The 20,737-nt window shown below is 69.6% G+C and carries 20 protein-coding genes and 1 tRNA gene; 13 read left to right on the top strand and 8 right to left on the bottom strand.

The features are described 5' to 3' along the window. Window positions 1–140: 140 nt before the first annotated feature. Window positions 141–923 carry an IclR family transcriptional regulator domain-containing protein gene (locus BJ992_RS03460; RefSeq protein ID WP_184978503.1) on the top strand — a complete coding sequence of 261 codons (783 nt, stop codon included), beginning with the start codon at window positions 141–143 and terminating at the stop codon, window positions 921–923. Between the two features lie 69 nt (window positions 924–992). Here the strand turns inward: BJ992_RS03460 and BJ992_RS03455 are convergent, their stop codons facing one another. After that, complete coding sequence (locus tag BJ992_RS03455) at window positions 993–2,591, bottom strand: alpha/beta hydrolase-fold protein (RefSeq protein WP_184978502.1); 1,599 nt, start codon at window positions 2,589–2,591, stop codon at window positions 993–995. A 479-nt stretch (window positions 2,592–3,070) separates the two neighbouring features. Between BJ992_RS03455 and BJ992_RS03450 the strand changes: the two genes are divergently transcribed. After that, window positions 3,071–3,751, top strand: coding sequence for a Crp/Fnr family transcriptional regulator (locus tag BJ992_RS03450; RefSeq protein WP_184978501.1), 681 nt, complete (start codon window positions 3,071–3,073; stop codon window positions 3,749–3,751). 6 nt (window positions 3,752–3,757) lie between these two features. Here the strand turns inward: BJ992_RS03450 and BJ992_RS03445 are convergent, their stop codons facing one another. Genes BJ992_RS03445 through sp36 form a run of 4 tightly spaced genes read right to left on the bottom strand, consistent with a single transcriptional unit; the run spans window position 3,758 to window position 6,277 of the window. After that, window positions 3,758–4,675, bottom strand: coding sequence for an MBL fold metallo-hydrolase (locus tag BJ992_RS03445; RefSeq protein WP_184978500.1), 918 nt, complete (start codon window positions 4,673–4,675; stop codon window positions 3,758–3,760). Next, complete coding sequence (locus BJ992_RS03440) at window positions 4,672–5,610, bottom strand: NUDIX hydrolase (RefSeq protein WP_184978499.1); 939 nt, start codon at window positions 5,608–5,610, stop codon at window positions 4,672–4,674. The genes BJ992_RS03445 and BJ992_RS03440 overlap by 4 nt, the downstream gene beginning before the upstream one ends. A gap of 53 nt (window positions 5,611–5,663) precedes the next feature. After that, the gene (locus BJ992_RS03435) at window positions 5,664–6,125 is read right to left on the bottom strand and encodes an Atu1372/SO_1960 family protein (protein WP_184978498.1); all 462 of its coding nucleotides are present in this window, start codon (window positions 6,123–6,125) and stop codon (window positions 5,664–5,666) included. Beyond that, a complete protein-coding gene (gene sp36 / locus BJ992_RS03430) occupies window positions 6,122–6,277 on the bottom strand; it encodes a Sp36 family protein (RefSeq protein WP_184978497.1) in 156 nt (51 codons plus the stop codon). Before sp36 ends, BJ992_RS03435 begins: the two co-directional genes overlap by 4 nt. A gap of 124 nt (window positions 6,278–6,401) precedes the next feature. Here sp36 and bagA point away from each other — a divergent pair, with 124 nt between their 5' ends. Further along, complete coding sequence (gene bagA, locus BJ992_RS03425) at window positions 6,402–7,406, top strand: ATPase BagA (protein WP_184978496.1); 1,005 nt, start codon at window positions 6,402–6,404, stop codon at window positions 7,404–7,406. Beyond that, a complete protein-coding gene (gene bagB / locus BJ992_RS03420; RefSeq protein WP_184978495.1) occupies window positions 7,403–8,563 on the top strand; it encodes an ATPase BagB in 1,161 nt (386 codons plus the stop codon). Before bagA ends, bagB begins: the two co-directional genes overlap by 4 nt. An 89-nt stretch (window positions 8,564–8,652) precedes the next feature. Here bagB and BJ992_RS03415 read toward each other — a convergent pair whose 3' ends face one another. Continuing rightward, complete coding sequence (locus tag BJ992_RS03415; protein ID WP_184978494.1) at window positions 8,653–8,949, bottom strand: WhiB family transcriptional regulator; 297 nt, start codon at window positions 8,947–8,949, stop codon at window positions 8,653–8,655. Between the two features lie 268 nt (window positions 8,950–9,217). On the opposite strand from BJ992_RS03415, the gene BJ992_RS03410 reads away from it, so the two are divergent. After that, complete coding sequence (locus tag BJ992_RS03410; RefSeq protein WP_343072480.1) at window positions 9,218–11,494, top strand: transglycosylase domain-containing protein; 2,277 nt, start codon at window positions 9,218–9,220, stop codon at window positions 11,492–11,494. Between the two features lie 186 nt (window positions 11,495–11,680). Here BJ992_RS03410 and BJ992_RS03405 read toward each other — a convergent pair whose 3' ends face one another. Then, window positions 11,681–12,136, bottom strand: a complete 456-nt coding sequence (locus BJ992_RS03405; protein WP_184978493.1) for a GatB/YqeY domain-containing protein — start codon at window positions 12,134–12,136, stop codon at window positions 11,681–11,683. Between the two features lie 107 nt (window positions 12,137–12,243). Here BJ992_RS03405 and BJ992_RS03400 point away from each other — a divergent pair, with 107 nt between their 5' ends. From BJ992_RS03400 to BJ992_RS03390, 3 genes are all read left to right on the top strand, one after another. Next, on the top strand, window positions 12,244–13,170 hold the full coding sequence (locus tag BJ992_RS03400; protein WP_184978492.1) for a metallophosphoesterase: 927 nt from the start codon (window positions 12,244–12,246) through the stop codon (window positions 13,168–13,170). Window positions 13,171–13,202: 32 nt separating this feature from the next. After that, window positions 13,203–13,276: transfer RNA gene (locus BJ992_RS03395), tRNA-Pro, on the top strand. A 256-nt stretch (window positions 13,277–13,532) separates the two neighbouring features. After that, entirely contained in the window at window positions 13,533–14,222 is a 690-nt protein-coding gene (locus BJ992_RS03390) for an alpha/beta fold hydrolase (protein ID WP_184978491.1), read from the top strand. A gap of 134 nt (window positions 14,223–14,356) precedes the next feature. Here the strand turns inward: BJ992_RS03390 and BJ992_RS03385 are convergent, their stop codons facing one another. Further along, a complete protein-coding gene (locus BJ992_RS03385) occupies window positions 14,357–15,064 on the bottom strand; it encodes a GntR family transcriptional regulator (RefSeq protein ID WP_221474674.1) in 708 nt (235 codons plus the stop codon). 215 nt (window positions 15,065–15,279) lie between these two features. On the opposite strand from BJ992_RS03385, the gene BJ992_RS03380 reads away from it, so the two are divergent. The 5 genes from BJ992_RS03380 (at window position 15,280) to BJ992_RS03360 (ending at window position 20,699) form a co-directional block, all read left to right on the top strand. After that, the gene (locus BJ992_RS03380) at window positions 15,280–16,080 is read left to right on the top strand and encodes a transketolase (RefSeq protein ID WP_184978489.1); all 801 of its coding nucleotides are present in this window, start codon (window positions 15,280–15,282) and stop codon (window positions 16,078–16,080) included. After that, on the top strand, window positions 16,073–17,077 hold the full coding sequence (locus BJ992_RS03375; protein ID WP_184978488.1) for a transketolase family protein: 1,005 nt from the start codon (window positions 16,073–16,075) through the stop codon (window positions 17,075–17,077). The genes BJ992_RS03380 and BJ992_RS03375 overlap by 8 nt, the downstream gene beginning before the upstream one ends. Before the next feature lie 13 nt (window positions 17,078–17,090). After that, a complete protein-coding gene (locus tag BJ992_RS03370) occupies window positions 17,091–18,383 on the top strand; it encodes a M24 family metallopeptidase (RefSeq protein ID WP_221474673.1) in 1,293 nt (430 codons plus the stop codon). Window positions 18,384–18,408: 25 nt separating this feature from the next. Then, window positions 18,409–19,284, top strand: coding sequence for an NAD(P)-dependent oxidoreductase (locus tag BJ992_RS03365; RefSeq protein WP_184978487.1), 876 nt, complete (start codon window positions 18,409–18,411; stop codon window positions 19,282–19,284). A gap of 221 nt (window positions 19,285–19,505) precedes the next feature. Next, window positions 19,506–20,699 (top strand): ABC transporter substrate-binding protein, encoded by a 1,194-nt coding sequence (locus BJ992_RS03360; protein WP_184978486.1) that lies wholly within the window; start codon window positions 19,506–19,508, stop codon window positions 20,697–20,699. The last annotated feature ends 38 nt before the right edge of the window (window positions 20,700–20,737 follow it).

Here is a 20,737-nt window from a genome sequence, read left to right as displayed (position 1 = left end):
CTCCTGAGTAATTACCGGTTACTTCCCCGAAACCCGTGGATGGATTGCAACGATCGTAGCGACATGTGCAACGCTGTCAAGTAGCGATTGCACATCCCATGAGCTACATTGCACAATACGCAACGTAAGGAGGATGGTAAGTGGCACAAGCGATCCAACGCGCGATCAACCTGATCCGGTTGTCTGCGGAACATCCGCTGTCCCTCGCGGAAGCCTCGGACGTGCTCGGGGTGCACAAGTCCACAGCCCTCCGGATCCTCCAGACGCTGGAGGCCGCGCGATTCGTACGTAAGACAGGAGCCGGGACATACGTCTTCGGCAGTGGGCTCATCGAGCTGTCGGAGCTCGCGCTCGGCTCGATGGACCTGCGGCAGTTCGCATCCGGGCACCTGCGCCAGCTCCAGCGGCAGACGGGCCACACGGTGCACCTGGCCCAGCTGACCGGAGACGAGATCGTCTACGTCGACAAGGTGGACAGCCCCGCGTTCGACGCGGTCAAGCTGCCGTCCCGTATCGGCCGTGCCGTCTCGATCTACGCCAGCGCAGTGGGCAAGGTGATCCTCGCGTACCTCTCCCGCGAGGAGCGCGACCGCCTGCTCGCGCACGTGAGCTTCGAGCGGTACACGGCCACGACCTTCACCGACCGCGACTCCCTCGAAGCCGAGCTCACCCGCGTCGCCGAACGCGGGTGGGCCCTCGACGACGGCGAGCATGACGCCTATGTCATGTGCGTCGCCACACCGGTCAGGGACTCGCGCGGCAAGGTCATCGCCGCCGTGTCCCTCACCGCGATCGAGGTGATCGCCACCTTGGACCAGCTGAAGGAGAAGCTCCCCCTCCTGCTGGAGACCTCGGCACTGATCTCTCAGGAGCTCGGGTTCACACCCGAGCCCGTGGCCGTGCCGGCGCCGCCGGTGAGCTGAGCGCCTTGCCGTGGCGCCTCCGGTGGGAGGCGCCACGGCAAGGCCTGCCGAATCAGGTGTGCTCCGGGGTCAGCCGGCGTTGACCTGTGCGCTCTGCGAGGCGTTGAACAGCTTGTCACCCGGGTAGCGGGCCACCACGGGACCGTCGAGCAGCGCGCCGTCCACGGCCTGCCTGAAGGTCGCGACACCGTCCTTCTTGAGCGGCGCGGAGCCGAGCAGGGTGTCACCCGCGTAGAACTCCACCTTGCCGTCGGGGGAGGCGGTGTTCTGGGACACGGGGGTCACGGTCGCGGTCGCGGTGACCCTGACGTTGTGGGAGTTGCCTGCGGCGGCGGTGTCCACCTCGAGGCCCGTGGTGGTCGTGTGGAAGGCCAGGCTGCGGATGTAGAAGTTGAGCAGCGGACGCCAGACGTGCCAGGTGTGGACACCCGGGACGTTGTACTCGGTGACGTTCACGCCGGACGCCTTGAGCGCGGCGGCCCGCTGCTGCGAGCTCTGCGCGATGTTGCCGAGGCGGTCCTGCAGGCCGGTGCCGATGAAGATGCCGCCGGGCACCGCCTTCAGCCGGTCGAGCTGCGCCTGGTTGGCGGCCGGTCCGCCGGAGCTCCAGGCGGCGTGGTAGCCGAACAGGTCGGTGTTGTCGTACATGATGGTGAAGGCGCGGCTGCCGCCGGCGGAGAACCCGGCGAACGCGCGGTCCTGCGAGCGGGTGGACACGTTGTAGTTCTGCTCGACGAACGGGATGACGTTGTTGCGCAGTTCGTTGGCGAAGCCCTGGTTGCCGCCGGGCAGGCCGTTGAAGTCGGTCGACACGATGACCATCTGCTGGGCCTCACCGTCCCGGATGGCGTTCTCCAGGATGTGGTGCGCCACTCCCTGCATCGTCCACGCGGTCGAGTGGTCACCGGTGCCGTGGCTCAGGTAGAGCGTGGGGTACGGCGTGGCCCGGTCGGGGTCGTAGCCGTGGGGGGTGTAGACGACCAGGTCGTGCACACCGGCCGGGTTGGTCGACAGCGGCGAGGTGTACCGGCGCGGCTCGATCGTGCCGCGCTTGCCCTCCGGCGACTGGTAGTCGGTCTGGTAGGTGGGGAACTCCGCGCTCTCGGGCACGAAGATGCGGCTGCGCACCGCACCCGGCGCGCCGGGGTAGGGGGGCGGCACCTCCCAGCGGTTGACCGGGTCGTCGTACAGGGTGCAGCCCGTGGCCAGCGGACTCGTGCAGTTGTGCGTGAAGGCGTAGCGGTAGGTGCCGGCGGGCAGGGGGACCGTGGTCTCCCACACCCCGTCCTCACCCTTGGTCATCGCGATCGTGTGCCACGGAGTGGCGTGGATGTCACCGGGCTGCCACTGCGACGGCGGACGAGCGTCACCACAGTCGTTGCAGTTCACGTTCTCGGGCCGCGAGAAGAACCAGTCACCGTAGACATGGACGACGTTGACCCCCGCGGGGGCCTCGTAACGGAACTTCACCGCGTAACCGCTCGGCGGAGCGTCGGTCTTGACCACGGTCGGGCCGAGCGTCGACGGCGCGGTGGGCTCCGCCGCCGCCGGTACGGCCGGCGCGGCGGCCGCGAACCCGGCCGCGACGGTGAGGCCGACCAGGAGCGACCTCAGCCGGCTGCTCCGTGGGGACCTCGAAGAAGGTTGGGGACGAAATGCCAGAGGCATGCTGCTTTCCCTCCAGGGGGGACGAGAGGTGACCGGCCTTTCGGGCCGACCGTTTAACGCAGTTGCAACGATCGTAGAAACATATGCAACGTTGTCAATAGGCGATTGCACATTACGTTTCGGCCATTGCATTATGCGCAACGCCACCTCCCCATGGCCACACGGCCCGATCCGGGGCTCACAACGGCATCTGGCGGCATAAGGCCCGCTTACGACCCCGGTGAACGCTCCCACGGTGGACGCTCTCCGTACTGTCCACGTCAGGCATCGTTCGTAGGGATAGTCAGTGAATGTCCTGTTTCCGATAAAAAGCGCAGAAGTAACTAGTCTGACGGTTTTGTCCGTACACTGCGCTGAGAGGCTGACTACGACCGCAGGCGCGACCCCCTTGGTGCGGTACGTCACAATGTCTAGCAGCGAGCGCGACCCCAGGCGCGGCGCGCGGCCACCGGAGGCGGCCATGGAGCGAGGAGGGCACCGTGAACACCGACGACGTGCTGGGTAAGGCCCCTTTGTTCGCCGCGCTGGACCGTGAGGGTGCCGCGGCCCTCCGCACCGGGATCTCCGAGCTCGAACTGCACAAGGGGCAGATCCTGTTCAGCGAAGGCGAGACCGGGGACCGGCTGTACGTCGTGCTGGACGGCAAGATCAAGCTCATCCGCACCGCGTCCGACGGCCGCGAGAACCTGCTCAGCGTGCTCGGGCCCGGCGAGATGTTCGGCGAGCTGTCACTGTTCGACCCGCGGCCGCGCACGGCGAGCGCCATCGCGCTCACCGACGTCCGGCTGGCCGGTCTCGGCCACGACGACCTGCGGCCGTGGCTCAGCGGCCGGCCCGAGGTCGCGCTCCACCTGCTGCGCGCGCTGGCGCAGCGGCTGCGCCGCACCAACGACGTCATGGCCGACCTGGTCTTCACCGACGTCCCCGGCCGGGTCGGCAAGGCCCTGCTCGACCTCGCCGAACGCTTCGGCCAGCGCACCGACGAAGGGCTGCGGGTCCATCACGACCTCACCCAGGAGGAGCTCGCGCAGTACGTCGGCGCGTCCCGCGAGACGGTGAACAAGGCACTCGCCGACTTCGCGCAGCGCGGCTGGCTGCGCATCGAGGCCAAGGCGGTCGTCATCATGGACGCCGACCGCCTGCAGGCACGTTCCAGATGAGCCCGGTCAGGTCCGGTCGAGGTACGCGAGCTGCGCGCGTACCGACATCTCGGCGGCCGGCTTGAGGTCCTCGGGGAGACCCGCGTAGACCACCTCGACGATCTCGGCGGGGGTGGCCGCACCCGCCTTCCTGGCCTCGCGGATCTTGTCGAGCCGCGCGCGGCGGTGCGCTATGTAGGCGTCGAGCACGGCGACCGGATCGGCCAGCACCGGGCCGTGGCCCGGCAGCAGTGCCGTGGCCTCGGTGATCTCGGCGCTCGCCCGCAGGCGGTCGAGACTGCGCAGGTAGTCGGCGAGGTCGCCGTCCGGCGCGATCACGGTGGTCCCTCTGCCGAGCACCGTGTCACCGGTGAGCAGCGCGCCGTCGGCCGGCAGCCAGAAGCACAGCGAGTCGAACGAGTGGCCGGGGGTGCCGACCACACGCACCTCCAGCCCCGCGACGGTCAGCGCGTCGCCGTCACCGAGCCCCTCGTCGCCGAGCACGTGGCGGGGGTCCAGAGCCCGTACCGGCGCGTCCACCATCGCGGCGAACCGCTTGGCTCCGCCGCTGTGGTCGCTGTGTCCGTGGGTGAGCAGGATCGCCTGGACCCGCCGCTCACCGAGACGGCCGGCCACCCGGCGCAGATGCCGCTCGTCGTCCGGCCCCGGATCCACCACCACGACCGCGTCCGCCCCCGGCTCGGCGAGCACCCAGGTGTTCGTGCCGTCCAGCGTCATCGCCGACGCGTTGGGGGCCAGCACGTTGTCGGCTCGCGCGGTCCCGGAACCGTCCGGCCCGCCATCGGTGACCCGCAGCCCTCCAGGGCCACTCGCCGGTGGCGGTCCACCCTCGGGAGTGCGCACCGCACCAGGGCCGTCCGCCTGTTCCGGGTCGCCCCGGCCCACGCCGTCCGGGCCGTCGAGAGGGATGCGCAGGCCGCTCATGGCGCCAAGTAGTCGTGTCCGGGGAGGATCAGCCGCATCTCGCCGTCCACCTCGGCGGCGTGCGGCTGGAAGGTCTCGACCTTCCGGTCGCTCCCGAGAACGGCGGAAACGTTGTCATAACCAGCCATCTCGGACAGCGTACGGTACGTCGGCGGCATCAGGTTGATCTCCCCCGCCTTGGCCCGCTCGATGGCCCGCGCGGGACGCAGCCACTCGACCTGGTCGGCCTCACCACCGACATCCCTGGTGACCTGGCCCGGCGGCAGCGCGGCCACGAAGAACCGCGTGTCGAACCGCTTGAACTCGACCTCCGGCGTGATCCAGTGCCCCCACGGCCGCAGCAGGTCCGCTCTCAGCACCAGGCCGCGCCTGGCCAGGAAGGCCGCCATGGACAGCCGGCGGCCGATCAGATCGACCCGGTCGGCCTCCCAGTCGTCCCCCGAGGTGTCGGCCACCACGGTCCCCGCACTCGGCCCCGCCAGCAGCACTCCCGACTCCTCGAACGTCTCCCGCACCGCCGCGCACACCAGCCCCCGCGCCGTCACGACATCGGCCCCGAGCGCCTCGGCCCACCACCCCGGCTCCGGCCCGGCCCACGCGACATCATGATCGCCATCCCGCGGATCGACCGACCCCCCGGGAAACACATAGGCCCCTGCCGCGAACGCCATGCTCGCCTTCCGCCGGATCAGATACACCTCGACCCCACGCCCGGCCGACCCGGTGCCACGACCGGCCGACCCGGCATCACGCTCACCGGCCCGATCGCCGTGCGCACGTCCCGCGCCGGTCACGCCGGCGTCCTCGGCGCTCTGACACACGTCACGCAGAAGCACCACCGTGGCGGCGTCCCGGGCCGGGACAGGGGTGAGCTCACCCGCGAGGAGCGCGCGTGCGCGGTCGCCGAACTCTCCGGGCAGGGGGATGAAGTTCATGCCACCTCCTGGTGCGGCCGAACGAGCGCTCGGCCGGACCATGGTGTCACGTGTCAGCGGACCTCGGCGATGAGCTCCACCTCCACGGGGGTGTTCAGCGGCAGCTCCGCGACCCCGACGGCGCTGCGCGCGTGGCGGCCCGCCTCGCCGAAAATCTCGCCGAACAGCTCGCTGGCGCCGTTCACGACCTGCGGCTGACCGGTGAACCCCGGCGCGCTCGCGACGAACCCGACCACCTTGACGACGCGCACGACGCCGGAGAGCCCTCCCACGACCGACGCGGCGGCCGCGAGCGCGTTGAGCGCGCACACACGCGCCGCGCGCTTGGCGTCCTCGGGATCGACCTCGGCGCCGACCTTGCCGGTGAGCAGCAGCTTGCCCTCGACCATCGGCAACTGCCCCGAGACGTACACATGGTCGCCGGTGCGCACCGCCGGCACGTACGCCGCCAGCGGCGCCACCACCTCGGGCAGCGTGAGGCCGAGCTCGGCGAGCCGCTCCTCTGGAGTGCTCACTGCTTCTCCCGCTTCATGTAGGCGACGAGTTGCTCGGGGTTCGGCCCGGGGATCACCGAGACGAGCTCCCAGCCGTCCTGCCCCCAGTTGTCGAGGATCTGCTTGGTCGCGTGCGTGAGCAACGGCACCGTCACGTATTCGAAGCGCTTCATGGTGGCACTTTATCGGCGGGGACGGACCCGCATCGCCGTGCCTTCCGGTGCTGTGGACAACCTGTGCATCGGAGGTGACGGGCACCGAGGAATCGCCAAGTGACCGTTGGGTAGCCTCTCAGACGTGAGCGCTCGCGACACCGACTGGGACGGGGTACGACTGCACGTCGTCACCGGAAAAGGCGGCACCGGAAAGACCACGGTGGCCGCCGCGCTCGCGCTCGCCCTCGCGGCGGGCGGACGCAAAGTGCTGCTGGTCGAGGTCGAAGGCCGCCAAGGCATCGCGCAGGTGTTCGACACGCCGCCGCTGCCGTACGAAGAGCGCAAGATCGCCGTCGCGCCGGACGGCGGCGACGTGTACGCGCTGGCCATCGACCCCGAAGAGGCCATGCTCGAGTACATCGAGATGTTCTACGGGCTCAAACGGGCCGGCAAGGCCCTCACCAAGCTCGGCGTGATGGACTTCGCCACCACGATCGCGCCGGGCCTGCGCGACGTGCTGGTCACCGGCAAGACCACAGAGGCCGTGCGCCGCCGCGACAAGGCGGGCCGGCGGGTGTACGACGCCGTGGTGATGGACGCGCCACCCACCGGCCGCATCACCCGCTTCCTCAACGTCACCAACGAGGTCGCGGGCCTGGCCAGGATCGGACCGGTCCGGCACCACGCCGACCTGGTGCGCGGCGTCGTCGGCTCCCCGGAGACCGCCGTCCACTTCGTCAGCCTGCTTGAGGAGATGCCGGTGCAGGAGACGCTGGACGGCGTCGCCAACCTGCGCGAGGCCCGGCTGCCGGTCGGCGGCGTCTTCATCAACATGGTGCGCGCCGAGCTGCTGCCGGAGAACGTGCTCACCGCCGCCGCCGCGGACGACTTCGACCCCGCCGAGCTGGCCGTCGGCCTCAAGGCCGCCGGGCTGGCGGACGGCACCGCGGACGCCGCCGCGATCGCCGCGGCACTCGCCGAGGAGATCGAGGAGCACGCGCGGCGCACCCTGCTGGAACGGCGCGAACGCGAGTCGCTCGCCGAGGCGGGGGTCCCCCGCTACGAACTGCCGTTGCTCGCCGACGGCGCCGACCTCGCCGGGCTGTACGAACTCGCAGAAGCCATCCGTGACCAGGGAGCGGCATGACACCACGCCACTCGGGCCATTCCGACCTGCCGCGGCGCGTCTCGCCGGCCCTCGACATGGACGCGGTGCTCGACGACCCGAGCATCCGCATCGTCGTGTGCTGCGGCTCCGGCGGCGTCGGCAAGACCACCACGGCCGCCGCGCTCGGCCTGCGCGCCGCCGAGCGGGGACGCCGGGTCGTGGTGCTCACCGTGGACCCCGCGCGGCGGCTCGCGCAGTCGATGGGGCTGACCGAGCTCGACAACACCCCGAGGCCGGTCATCGGCGTCGACGGCCGCGGCGAGCTGCACGCCATGATGCTCGACATGAAGCGGACCTTCGACGAGATCATCGAGGCGCACGCCGACCCGATGCGGGCCCGGCAGATCCTGGAGAACCCGTTCTACCAGTCGCTGTCGTCGAGCTTCTCCGGCACGCAGGAGTACATGGCGATGGAGAAGCTCGGCCAGCTCCGGCGGACCGGCGACTGGGATCTGATCATCGTCGACACGCCGCCGTCCCGCTCGGCGCTGGACTTCCTCGACGCGCCGGACCGCCTCGGCAGGTTCCTCGACGGCCGCCTCATCAGGATCTTGATGGCGCCGGCCAAAGCCGGGGGACGCAGCGCGTTCAAACTGCTCAACGCCGGATTCGGACTGGTCGCCGGTGCGATGACCAAGATCCTCGGCGCACAGTTCCTCAAGGACATCCAGACGTTCGTCGGCGCGCTCGACGCGGTCTTCGGCGGGTTCCGCCAGCGGGCCGAGCAGACGTACAAGCTGCTCCAGGCTCCCGGCACGGCCTTCGTGGTGGTGGCCGCGCCGGAGCGGGACGCCATGCGAGAGGCCTCGTACTTCGTGGAACGCCTGGCCGAGGAAGGCATGCCCCTGGCCGGGCTGGTGATCAACCGGGTCCACGCGTCCCCGGCCCCTGCCCTCTCGGCCGCGCGAAGCGCCGCGGCCGCCGAGGACCTGGAGGCACGCGGCGGACACGAGCTCACGGCCGCCGTGCTGCGGCTGCACGCCGGCCGTATGCAACTCGCCGCGCGCGAGCACCGGGAACAGGAACATTTCGCGTCGGCACACCCCACTGTGCCGATCACCCAGGTGCTCGCGATGCCGGAGGATGTGCACGACCTGGACGGGCTGCGCAGGATCGGCGAACTCCTCACGGCGTGACGATCCGCGATGATCGTCATAGACAGGTGACGACTGGCGTCACACACTCGGGTCACGGGCCGGAGGCGACCCGCCTCGGCCCGCCGGACTCAGCCGGCGATCAACTCGTTGGTCCGCTCGTACTCTTCCTTGGCGAGCTCCAACAGGTCTCGCCACGATGTGACATCCGGCCGACGCCTGAGCAGCGCTCGCCGCTCACGCTCGGTCATGCCGCCCCAGACTCCGAACTCGATGCGATTGTCCAGAGCGTCCGCAAGACACTCCGTACGGACCGGGCATCCTCGGCAGATGAGCTTCGCCCTGTTCTGTGCGGCACCCTGCACGAACAACGCGTCAGGATCCGCACCTCGACAGGCGGCACGGGAGGTCCAATCCGTGATCCACATTTCGACCCCACTCCCCTATAGGTGGTCAGTCGTCACTTGGCGGCCGACGGGCGCGGGCGTCGAGCCTCCTTATTCAGTTGCCGCAGAGGAGAACGTACGCAACGAGACGATCGCCACGACAGACCCCGGGCGGGTCAATTTCCCACATGGTCATGTCAGGCCATGTGGCCGGGAATGACTAGTCCTCCCCCTCCCGGGGCACCTGCGAGTCACGCAGAATTGGACTTTGGGTACCTATTACGTCAGCAGTTCGGCATACCCTGGTCACGTGCAAGCTCACGGCAAAGGCCCGGTGTCGGTCATCTTCAACCTCGTGCGCCTCATCGGTGCCGCCGTCGCGGCGGGTGTGCTGATGGCGGCCATCGCGTTGCCCGCCGTCGGCGGCGCGGGATACAGCGTCAAAGGCGCCACGGACGCCTTGAACCTGAAGCCGGAAGATCTACAGGAACCTCCCCTGCCTGAGGTCACCGAGATCCGCGACGCCAAGAACAAGGTGATCGCGAAGTTCTACTACCAGAATCGCGAGTCCGTGCCCTTGTCGAAGGTCGCGCCGATCATGCGTGAAGCGATCATCGCCATCGAGGACTTCCGCTTTTACCAGCACGGCGCACTCGACCTTGAAGGCACCCTCCGCGCCGCCATGAAGAACTTCCAGCAAGGCGGCGTGTCGCAGGGCGGCTCGTCGATCACCCAGCAGTACGTCAAGCAGGTGCTGCTGAACAAGGCCGAGACCGACGAGGAGCGCCAGGCGGCACTCGCGCCGACCGTGCCGCGCAAGCTCAACGAGCTGCGGTACGCCTTGGCCGTCGAGGAGAAGTACACCAAGGACCAGATCCTGGAGCGGTACCTCAACATCGCCTACTTCGGCGCCAGCGCGTACGGCATCCAGGCCGCCTCCAAGCGCTTCTTCGACAAGCCGGCCTCCGAGCTCAACCTCGAACAGGCCGCCACGCTGGCCGGCGCCGTGCAGAACCCCAACGCCACCGACCCGAACCTCGGCAAGAAGTACCGCGCGGCGCTGCTGATGAGACGGAACACCGTTCTCGACCGCATGGCCGAGCTCAAGAAGATCACCCCGGAGCAGGCCGAGGAGGCCAAGGCCAAGAAGCTCGTCTTCAAGGACATCCCCATCCCCGGCGGCTGCGAGCAGAGCGACTACCCGTACTTCTGCCTGTACGTGCAGCAGGAGATCCTCAACGACAAGCAGTTCGGCAAGTCGCAGAAGGCCCGGCGTGAGTTCCTCAACCGCGGTGGCCTGACGATCAAGACCACTCTCGACACCAAGATGCAGAAGGCCGCCGACCAGGCCATCAAGAAGTGGGTGCACGCCTCCGACAAGCCCGTCGCGGCGCAGGCCCTCGTCGAGCCCGGCACCGGCGCCATCAAGGCCATGGCCGCCAGCCGCAAGTTCGGCAGCAGCAAGAAGAAGAACGAGTCCAACTACAACCTCGTGGCCGACGTCGCGCACGGCGGCGGCGCCGGTTTCCAGGCCGGGTCCACGTTCAAGGTCTTCACGCTCACCACGGCGCTCAAGGAAGGCATGAAGTTCGGGGACGGCATCGCCTCCGGCGCGACCTTCCGGGCCAACGGCTACGGCGACTTCAAGAACTGCAAGGGCCAAGGCGTCGGCGACCCCGGCTGGGACGTGCACAACTCCTCCGAGAGCAGCGGCGGCTTCAAGACCCTGCAGACCGGCACCTGGGGTTCGGTCAACACGTTCTTCCTGAAGCTCCAGCAGAAGGTCGGCCTGTGCGACGTGGTCAAGACCGCCAAGGACATGGGCATCCAGCGTGCCGACGGCCAGAAGCTGCGTGAGGTCGAGACCTTCACCCTCGGCGTCAACGAGATGGACCCGGTGACGGTCGCGAGCTCGTACGCCACGCTGGCGGCCCGCGGCCAGTACTGCGCGCCGATGGCGATCACCCAGATCACCGACCGGGACGGCAAGGCCACCACCTTCAAGCCGACCTGCAAGCAGGTGCTCGAAGAGGAGGTCGCGGACGCGGTCAACCACATCCTGTCCGGCGTCTTCACCAAGGGCACCATGTCCGGCGTCGGCGGCATCGGCCGGGACGCCGCGGGCAAGACCGGCACCACCGACGGCTCCATGACCGCGTGGTTCGCCGGCTACACCCCCGACCTCGCCTCCGCCGTCAGCCTCGGCGACCCCCGCGGCTCGGCCACCCACCCCCTGCGCGGCGTGACCATCGGCGGCACCACCTACGGCGAAGTGTTCGGCGCCACCATCTCCGGCCAGATCTGGAAGGCGACGATGCTGAAGGCCCTGTCCGGCATCGACCCGTCATCCTTCGTGTCCCCGGACATGGGCCGCTTCGGCGGCTGCTCCACCGGCTGCGCACCGAAGCCCCCGAAGGACAAGACCCCCGACGGCGGCCCGTTCTCCCCTGACAACCCGCCGGACCCCCGCGACCCCGCCAACCGGAACACCCCCGACAACCGCCCCCCTGGCCAAGGCGAAGCCGGCCCCGGCGGCGACGACACCCCCGCCACCCCCGCCGTCCCCTTGGTCCACCGCACCACATGACCACCCCGGGGCCGCCTGCCCGGCGGCCCCGCCTCACCCCCACCGGCGGCAGAAGCCCGCACGGCACCGCTCAGACCGGCCACCCGACCCCGCCTCCGACCAGGCGAACCGAAACCGGCGCCGACGCGGTGGGATGGTGTACGGCGAATCCGGCGCCGCTCCTACGGCGATCAGCCGGAAACCCTCTCAGCCCGCCAGCTTCCCCCGGACGGCCTGCGCCACCCGGCCGCCTTCGGCGCGGCCCGCGACCTTCGGGTTGAGGATCTTCATGACCTGGCCCATGGCCTTCGGCCCCTCGGCGCCGCTCTCGGCGATGGCCTCCTCCACGAGGCGGTTCAGCTCCTCGTCGCTGAGCTGCGCCGGCAGGTACGCCTCCAGCACGGCCTGCTCGTCCAGCTCGGCCTGCGCCTGCTCGGCCCGGCCGGCACCGGCGAACGCCTCCGACGCCTCGCGGCGCTTCTTGGCCTCCTTGGTCAGCACCTTGACGATCTCGTCGTCCGACAGCGCGCGGGCCTCCTTGCCAGCGACCTCCTCGGTGCTCACCGCGGCCAGGGCCATGCGCAACGTGCGGGTGCGGATCTCGTCCCGCGCCTTCATGGCGGTCGTCAGATCCGCCTTCAACGTGTCCTTCAGAGAAGTCATGACCCCCATCTTGCCGCCTCCGGCGAGGCCGGGGAGACCGTCGTCCGCAGACACCCGGATGCGGACGCGAGGAGGCGCGACAGCCCTGCCTCGGGCATGATGAACAGGTGAGGAAAGCTGCCGCGGTACCCCTGTCCCTCCTCGGCCTCGGCGTGGCCGGTCTCGGCTACGCGTCGGTGATCGAGCGCAACTGGTTCCGACTGCGCCGCTTCGACGTCCCGGTGCTCGACCCAGGGCAACGACCCGTGCGCATCCTCCAGATCACCGACCTCCACCTGACGCCGGGCCGCACCCGCCTGATCAACTGGGTCCGCTCCCTGGACGCGCTCAACCCCGACCTGGTCGTCAACACCGGCGACACCCTGGCCCACCCCGACGCCGTCCCCGCGTACCTCCGCGCCGTCGAGCCCCTCCTGGCCCGCCCCGGCCTGTTCGTCTACGGCTCCAACGACCTGTACGCCCCGAGGTGGAAGAACCCCGCACGCTACCTCTGGCGCACCTCCAGGACCGACCGCCGCCAGCACATCCCCAACCTCCCGTGGACCGAGCTCGGCGAGAGCATGACCTCCGCCGGCTGGCACGACATGAACAACACCACGACCCGCCTCAAGGTAGGCGACCTCGACGTCCACGTAGGCGGCCTCCACGACTCCCACATCAACCGGGACCGCTACGAGGACATAGCCGGCCCCGCGCCTGCGGACGCCGACCTCCGCCTAGGCGTCATGCACTCCCCCGAGCCGAGGAACCTCACCCTCTTCGCCAACGACGGCTACCAGCTCCTCCTCGCCGGCCACACCCACGGCGGCCAGCTCTGCGTCCCCTTCTACGGAGCCCTCGTCACCAACTGCGGCATCGACCGCAAACGCGTGAAGGGCCTGAGCCGCCACGACACCGCCTGGCTCCACGTCTCCGCCGGCCTCGGCACCTCCCCCACCGCCCCCGCCCGCTTCTCCTGCCCCCCCGAAGCCACCCTCCTCACCCTCCTCCCCCGCCGCCCCCAGCCGTACCCGACACCCACCAAAGTCCGCTAGACTCAGCGAAGCACAAGCAACCGCCTGTGCACCGGGGTGTAGCGCAGCTTGGCAGCGCGCTTCGTTCGGGACGAAGAGGCCGTGGGTTCAAATCCCGCCACCCCGACCCAGTGGGAAGGCCACTCGCGATCGCCGCGAGTGGCCTTTTTGGTCTCTGTGGCCGTGGCGTCACGGTTGTCCCCGGATCCGGCGCGCACGGTTCGAACCGTGCGGCTTCAGTTCTTGGTCAATGCTTATGCAGTGCCCGCTCCTACGCTTCCGAGGTGAACGGCGATGTGACCGGCCGGCGTGCGGGTGCCTGCGGGTGGCCGTCGAGGTTCCGGTCATGTCCGCGTCACTTCGGTATGCCGGGAGGAAGCATCATGAGTTCCGCTGCGGTCAACGTCGTGCTCGTGCACGGCGCTTTCGTCGACGGGTCGGGCTGGCAGGGGGTCTACGACCTGCTCACACAGGACGGTTACCGGGTCAGCGTGACCCAGAACCCCACGGTGACGCTGGAGGAGGACGCCGAGGTCGTCCGGCGGGTCCTGGACGTCCAGGACGGGCCCACCGTGCTCGTCGGCCATTCCTACGGCGGCGCGGTCATCAGTGAGGCCGGTACGCACCCGAAGGTGTCGGCGCTGGTCTACGTCACGGCGTTCGCCCCAGACAAGGGAGAGTCGGTGCAGACGCTCATCCCCGAACCGGCGCCGGGGTCTCCGCCGCCGCCGATCCTGCCGGTGAGCGAGGGGTTCCTGGCCATCGAACGTGACGCGTTCCACGGCGCCTTCGCCGGTGACCTGCCTGCCGGGCTGGCCGCGTTCATGGCCGACTCCCAGGTGCCCTGGGGCTTCGGCGCCGCCGGTGGCGTGGTCACCGAACCCGCCTGGCGCGTCAAGCCCACCTGGTACCTGATCGCCACCGAGGACCGGACGATCCCCCCGCCGCTCCAGCGCAGCATGGCCGAACGCGCCGGCGCCACCGTGACCGAGGCCACCGGCAGTCACGCCGTCTACATCTCCCGGCCGCAGGCCGTCGCCGATGTGATCAAGCAGGCCGCCACCGCCGGCTGACCCGGACGTCTCCCGGCAGGCGGTGACCAGTCCCGCCACCCCGGCTCGGAGTTCGCAGGTCGAGGGCCTGATCGCCGGAGACGGCGGTCAGGCCCTCGAATGTCCGTCCGCCACGTGAGTTCGGCCACGGCCCCCTAGCGGCGGCTGCGCTCGATGTGCTCGAGCATCACCTCATGGTGGTGCCGGATCGCGGCGCGGGTCGCCGCGTCGTCGCCCGCGGCCATGCCGTCCAGGATGGGCTTGTGGATGGCCATCTGCGCGTCGGCGTGGTCGGGGAGCAGCCAGTCGGGGATCAGGTCCCGGTTGACCCAGTCGTGGTACTCGTAGGAGATGACCGCGGTGTGGATGGCCTCGTAGATCGAGGTCAGGAACGGGTTGCCGGAGGTCCGCACGACCGCGGCGTGGAAGACCGTGTCGGCGGCGATCCACGCCGAGGTGCCGTGGGCCATGCTCTCCTTGAGCCGCTGCAACGCCGACCGCACCTCGGCCAGGTCGGTGTCCGGGTGGCGGAGACCTTCTGTCGCTCCCAGCGTCTCCAGCCACAGCCGCAGGTCGACCAGATGTGACAGGGACGGCTTGTCGAGGTCGAGCATCAGGTTGACCGAGGCGGCGATGCCTGACTCGGGGCGGCGCATCACGTACGCACCCGAGCCCTGCTTGATCTCGACCAGGCCCATCAGGGAGAGCGTGCGCAGAGCCTGGCTGACGATCGGCCTGCTGGCGCCGAACATCTCGGCGAGATGTCGCTCGGACGGCAGCCGCGCACCCTCGGCGATGTCCTTGGCGATGATGAGCTGCCGGATCTGCTCGGCGACGTCATCGGCCAGCCGGCTGGTCGACACGGTCCGTACGGCACCGAGCTGCACGACATCGCGAGGGCGTGAACCGGGTTCCTGTCCCGCCGGCGCCATGCGATTCCTCCAGTTCCGGGGGTCGTTTCCGTGAGACCTAGGACAGCGTACGCATGCCGTCGACCCGCCGGAAGGAGGGGTTGACGCGGCGTGCACTTCTGTGTTTCTACTAAAGCGGCATAGCCACTTTACCACTAGAGAGTAGCATGGACCTGAAACCCGAGTCACCCGCCGTGCTCGCCGACCGCATCCGCCTGCGCGCGGTGCGGATGGTGGCGGCGCACGGGCTTGGCTACCTAGGGCAGGCGCTGTCCTCGGCCGAGATCCTCGCGACCGTGTACAGCGGGGTGTACCGCCCCGGCCTGGACCGCATCGTGATCTCACCCGGCCACTACGTGATCGGGGCCTTCGCGGCCGCGGCCGAGTGCGGCCTGCTCGATCCGGCCACGCTCGCGACCTACGGCCACGACGGCTCGCACCTGGAGGCGATCGGCACGGAACGCTCGCCGTCGATCGACCTGACCTGCGGATCACTGGGACAGGGCCTGTCCGGTGCGGTCGGCTTCGCGCTCTCCGACCGTCTGCGGGGCCGGGCCGAGGCCCGCACGGTGGTGCTCGTCAGCGACGGCGAGCTGGAGGAGGGCCAGGTCTGGGAGGCGGCCATGTTCGCCGCGCACCACGGGCTGGACAACCTGATCGCCATCGTGGACGCCAACGACTCCCAGGTGGACGGGCCGGTCACGGAGATCACCACCATCGAGCCGATCGCCGGCAAGTGGCGAGCGTTCGGGTGGCACGCCGAGGACGTGGACGGCCACGACACCGAGGCGCTGGCGACCGCGCTCGACGCGGCCGTCGCCGCCGGCCGGCCCGCCGTCGTGATCGCCCGCACGTCCACCACCACCGGCTTGAGCTGCCTGCCGGACGGCACCGACGGTCACTTCGTCAAGCTCCCGCAGGAGCTGGCCGAACGGGCCGCCACCGAGTTGGAGGCCCGCCTTGCGTAGACCGCCGTATCCCACCGTCCTGAAGCCGTACGGCACCGCGCTGCTGGAGCTGGCCCGCGCCGACGAGCGGATCGTCTGCCTGTCGGGGGACCTGACCCGCCAGTGCGAGGTGGACCTGTTCCGCGACGAGCTGCCGGACCGCTTCGTCAATGTCGGCATGGCCGAGGCCAACATGATCGGCATCGCCGGAGCCCTGGCCAGGGCAGGACACGTGCCGTTCGTGCACACGTTCGGCGTCTTCGCCACGCGGCGGCCCTTCGACCAGATCGTCAACGCGGTCGCGTACCCGAACCTGCCGGTGCGCATCGTCGGCTTCATGCCAGGCGTCTCCAGCCCCGGCGGCCCCAGCCACCAGGCCGTCGAGGACGTGGCGCTGATGCGCGCGCTGCCCAACATGACGGTCGTCGACGCCGCCGACGCCACCGAGATCCGGCAGGTCGTACCGGCCATCCTGGACCACCCGGGACCGGTCTACCTGCGCCTCAAGCGCGGCGAGATCCCCGTCATCTTCGACGACGGGTACGAGTTCTCGCTGAGCCGCGCTCAGCGGCTGCACGGCGGCCGCGATGCGGTGATCATCGCCAACGGCATGATGCTGCCTGCCGCCGTGGTGGCCGCGGACGTGCTCGCCGACGCCGGGATCGACTGCGGCCTGCTGCATGTCCCCGTGGTCAAGCCGCTGGACGCCGCCACGGTGGTGGACGCCGCGGCCGGAGCGCGCGCCGTGGTGACCGCGGAGAACCATACGGTCGTCGGCGGTCTCGGCTCGGCCGTCGCCGAGGCGCTGGCCGAGGCGGGGTCGGGAGCGCGGCTGCGCCGGGTCGGCCTGCGCGACACCTTCGCCGAAGGCGCGCTGACCGCGCACCACCTCTTCCAGACCTACGACCTGACCACCCAGTCCATCATCGACGCGGTGTGGACGGCGCTCGGTCCCGGCGGCCCCACGCCGGTCGCGCCGACCAGTCCCGCCGCCGTCGGCGAGTACTCCCCCGTCTGAACCAGGAGGCCCTGTGACCAACTTCTACGCTCCCCCGGTGGGGACCGGCTCGATCGCCTCCCTGGGGGCCACCATGGGTGTCGACTGGGAGGAACGGGTCAACTTCGACCGGCTGCGCAGGGAACGCCTCGCGAAGGTGCAGGACGCGTTCGAGCGGTCCGACCTCGGAGCCCTGGTCCTGTTCGACATGAACAACATCCGCTACACGACCGGCACGCACATCGGGAACTGGGCCCGGGACAAACTTTTCCGGTGCGCACTGGTGATGCGCGGCCGCGACCCGATCCTGTGGGACATCGGCTCGGCCGCGCGCACCCACCAGCAGTACGCGCCGTGGTTCGGCAAGGACAGCTGGCAGGCGGGTCTGTCCAGCTGGCGTGGCTCGATCCCGGAGGAGGTCGGCGTCGAGCGCGGCAACGCGGCCAGGATCGCGCAGTTGCTTCGCGACCACGGCCTGGCCGGCGAGCCCATCGGCGCCGACGTGGTCGAGTTGCCGATGCTGCGCGCTCTGGAGGCGGCCGGGCTGTCCATCGTGGACGGCCACTCGTTCATGCAGGACGTCCGCGCGATCAAGACCGCCGACGAGATCGCCTTGCTGGACCACTCGGCCGGCCTGGTCGACGGGGCCTACGAGGAGCTGTTCCGCACCCTGCGGCCGGGGATCCGCGAGAACGACTGTGTGGCCCTGGTCAACCGCTACCTCTACGAGCACGGCTCAGAGGAGGTGGAGGCGGTCAACTCCATCTCAGGCGGCCGGTGCAGCCCGCACCCGCACGTCTTCTCCGACCGCCTGATCCGGCCCGGCGACACGGCGTACTTCGACATCATCCACTCGTTCAACGGCTACCGGACCTGCTACTACCGGACGTTCAACGTCGGCGGGGCCACCTCTGCGCAGGTGGCCGCCTACCGGGTGGCCAGGGAGTTCATGGACAACGCGATCGCCGAGATCCGTCCGGGGGCGACCTCGGCCGACGTGGTCCGGCACTTTCCCGCCGCTCAGGAATTCGGGTACGCCTCCGAGGAGGAGGCGTTCGGGCTCCAGTACTGCCACGGGCTCGGCCTGTCCAACTGGGAGCGGCCGCTGATGAGCCGTTACCACTCCTTCGAGCATCCGGTGACGCTGCACGAGGGGATGGTCTTCGCCATCGAGACGTACTGGCCGACGCCTGACGGCAGCGCGGCCGCGCGGATCGAGGAGGAGGTCGTGGTGACGGCGGACGGCTGCCAGTTGCTGACCCGGTTCCCCGCCGACCAGCTGTACGTGGCGGGTATCCGGTACACCCCAGGCGCCGACCTGCTGTGAGAGGAGAAAAGTGAGTGGAGGAACGATGACGGAGATCGGCTGGATCGGCGCGGGACGGATGGGTGCGGCGATGGCCGGCCGCCTGCTGGACGCCGGACGCGCGGTGCGCGTCTGGAACCGGACCCGGGCCAAGGCGGAGGCGCTGGTGCCGCGCGGCGCGACGGTCGCCGGCGAGGTGACCGACCTCGGCGGCTGCGACGTGGTGTTCGTCATGGTCTCGACCTCCGACGACCTGCGCGAGGTGCTGGCCCGCCTCTATTCGGGGGAGAACCTGCCCGGCACGGTGGTGGACTGCTCGACCGTCTCGGCCGAGGCGTCGGCGCGCGCACGTGCCGAGTCGGCCGCGCGCGGGGTGGGTTTCGTCGCGGCACCGGTGAGCGGGAACCCTCATGTGGTCGCGGCCGGTGGCGCGTCGCTGGTGGCGTCGGGTGATCGGGAGAGCTTCGACCGGGTCCGGCCGCTGCTGGAGACGATCGGCCAGACCGCGGTGTACGCGGGCCCCGGCGAGGTGAGCCGTCTGGTGAAGGTCTGCCACAACCTCTATCTGGGGATGATGGTGGAGTCGCTGGTCGAGGTGGTGACACTGGCCGAGAAGGGCGGCGTGGACCGGGCCGCGTTCCTGGAGTTCCTCAACGGCACGGTGCTCGCGTCCGAGTGGGTCCGCCGGCGTACGCCGGACCTGGTGGAACGGGACTGGCGGCCGACCTTCACGACCGAGCTGCTGCGCAAGGACTTCGATCTCGGGCTCGGTGCCGCGCGCACGCACGAGGTGCCGATGCCGGTGGCGAGTCTGGTGCATCAGCTCATCCAGGCCGCGATCGGCCAGGGCCACCGCGACGACGACTTCCTGGCCCTCTACGAGGTGCAGGCGGCCAACGCGGGTCTGCGGGACCAGCGGTAGCTACGGCTTGATAAAGAGCGGTTCCCGGTCTTGACACAGCCGGGCCATGTTCAGCAGTCTAAAAATTGGCTATGCCAGATGGCCACTAGGCCAAAAATACTCACCGTAGGGTTGCTACAAATCCTGCGAAACCAGTAGAAAACAGACATCGTTGCGAGCGCGGCCACCGGGTCGTCCGTATCGGGGGTCCGGCGGTGTCCACAGCGCAAGGAGTTGGCGGTATGACAGGCAGAGCAGCCATCACGGCGATCGCCGCCGCGCTCGCACTCACCCTCGCGGGCTGCGGCGGCAGCACGGTCGCGGGTGGCGGGACCACCGGGTCCACCGACAAGGACGATCCGGTCAAGATCGGGTTCATGGTGCCGAAGTCCGGCGTCTACGCCTCGATCGGCACCGACCTCGAGCGCGCGATGCAGATCTACCTCGACAAGCACGACGGAAAGCTCGGCGGCCGCGAGGTCGACCTCGTGACCGTGGACGAAGGCAGCACGCCGCAGACCGGCACGGCCGCCGCGCGGCGGCTCGTACAGCAGGAGCAGGTGGCCGCGGTCACCGGCATCGTGAACAGCGCGACCGCCGTCGGCGTGGCCACGGTCTTCTCGGACGCGAAGATCCCGGTGGTGTCCACCGGCCAGGTCTCCGACAACCCGTACTGGTGGCGGGTCGGCTGGACCAACCCGATGATGAACACCTCCATCGTCGACTACCTGGTGGCCCAGGCGAAGGACAAGCCGGTCTACCTGATCGGCGCCGACTACAAGCAGGGCCGCGACATCATCGAGGCCGTCAAGAGCGGGCTGGAATCCGGCGGGGTCAAGGTCGCCGGCACCACGTTCACGCCGTTCGGCACCACCCAGGACTACCAGCCCTACCTGTCGGAGATCCAGAAGAGCAAGGCCGCCGCGGTGTACGCGTTCTACGCCGGCGCGGAGGCCGCCAAGTTCGTCACTCAATACGCTCAGTTCGGCCTCAACACCAAGGCCACCCTCTACGGCAACCAGGCGCTGACCGAAGGCAACCTCGCCGCTCAGGGCCCGGCCGCCGCCGGGGTGCTGACCAACTCGATCTACAGCCCTCGCATCGACTCCCCCGCGAACAAGGAGTTCGTCGAGGCGTACGCCGCCAAGCACAAGGCCCAGCCCTCGGTGTACTCCGAGGCGCAATACGCCTCCGCCGCCGTCCTGGACAAGGCGATCGCGTCGATCGGCGGCGGCGCGGTCACCGGCGAGGCCATCAACGCGGCGCTCGGCCAGGTGGGAGACATCGAGACGCCACGCGGCACCTGGCGCTTCGACAGCTTCCAGGCACCCACCCAGACCATCTACCTGCGGCGGGCCACCGAGAACGGCGGCGTCATGACCGACGAGGTGATCGAGGTCCTCGGCGTCTACTCCAGCGACGGCAAGAAGTCCTGAAAGCGCCACAGGCGGCGCGTCCGGCACGGACGCGCCGC

Source organism: Sphaerisporangium rubeum (assembly GCF_014207705.1).
Lineage (GTDB): Bacteria > Actinomycetota > Actinomycetes > Streptosporangiales > Streptosporangiaceae > Sphaerisporangium > Sphaerisporangium rubeum.
This window is presented reverse-complemented; position numbering and strand designations above follow the sequence as displayed.

Excerpts from the sequence above, each read along its gene's own strand:
- BJ992_RS03455 (WP_184978502.1), bottom strand. The coding sequence starts at position 2,591 with ATGCCTCTGGCATTTCGTCCCCAACCTTCTTCGAGGTCCCCACGGAGC.
- BJ992_RS03445 (WP_184978500.1), bottom strand. The coding sequence starts at position 4,675 with ATGAGCGGCCTGCGCATCCCTCTCGACGGCCCGGACGGCGTGGGCCGG.
- BJ992_RS03440 (WP_184978499.1), bottom strand. The coding sequence starts at position 5,610 with ATGAACTTCATCCCCCTGCCCGGAGAGTTCGGCGACCGCGCACGCGCG.
- sp36 (WP_184978497.1), bottom strand. The coding sequence starts at position 6,277 with ATGAAGCGCTTCGAATACGTGACGGTGCCGTTGCTCACGCACGCGACC.
- bagB (WP_184978495.1), top strand. The coding sequence starts at position 7,403 with ATGACACCACGCCACTCGGGCCATTCCGACCTGCCGCGGCGCGTCTCG.
- BJ992_RS03415 (WP_184978494.1), bottom strand. The coding sequence starts at position 8,949 with ATGTGGATCACGGATTGGACCTCCCGTGCCGCCTGTCGAGGTGCGGAT.
- BJ992_RS03405 (WP_184978493.1), bottom strand. The coding sequence starts at position 12,136 with ATGACTTCTCTGAAGGACACGTTGAAGGCGGATCTGACGACCGCCATG.
- BJ992_RS03390 (WP_184978491.1), top strand. The coding sequence starts at position 13,533 with ATGAGTTCCGCTGCGGTCAACGTCGTGCTCGTGCACGGCGCTTTCGTC.
- BJ992_RS03380 (WP_184978489.1), top strand. The coding sequence starts at position 15,280 with ATGGACCTGAAACCCGAGTCACCCGCCGTGCTCGCCGACCGCATCCGC.
- BJ992_RS03365 (WP_184978487.1), top strand. The coding sequence starts at position 18,409 with ATGACGGAGATCGGCTGGATCGGCGCGGGACGGATGGGTGCGGCGATG.
- BJ992_RS03360 (WP_184978486.1), top strand. The coding sequence starts at position 19,506 with ATGACAGGCAGAGCAGCCATCACGGCGATCGCCGCCGCGCTCGCACTC.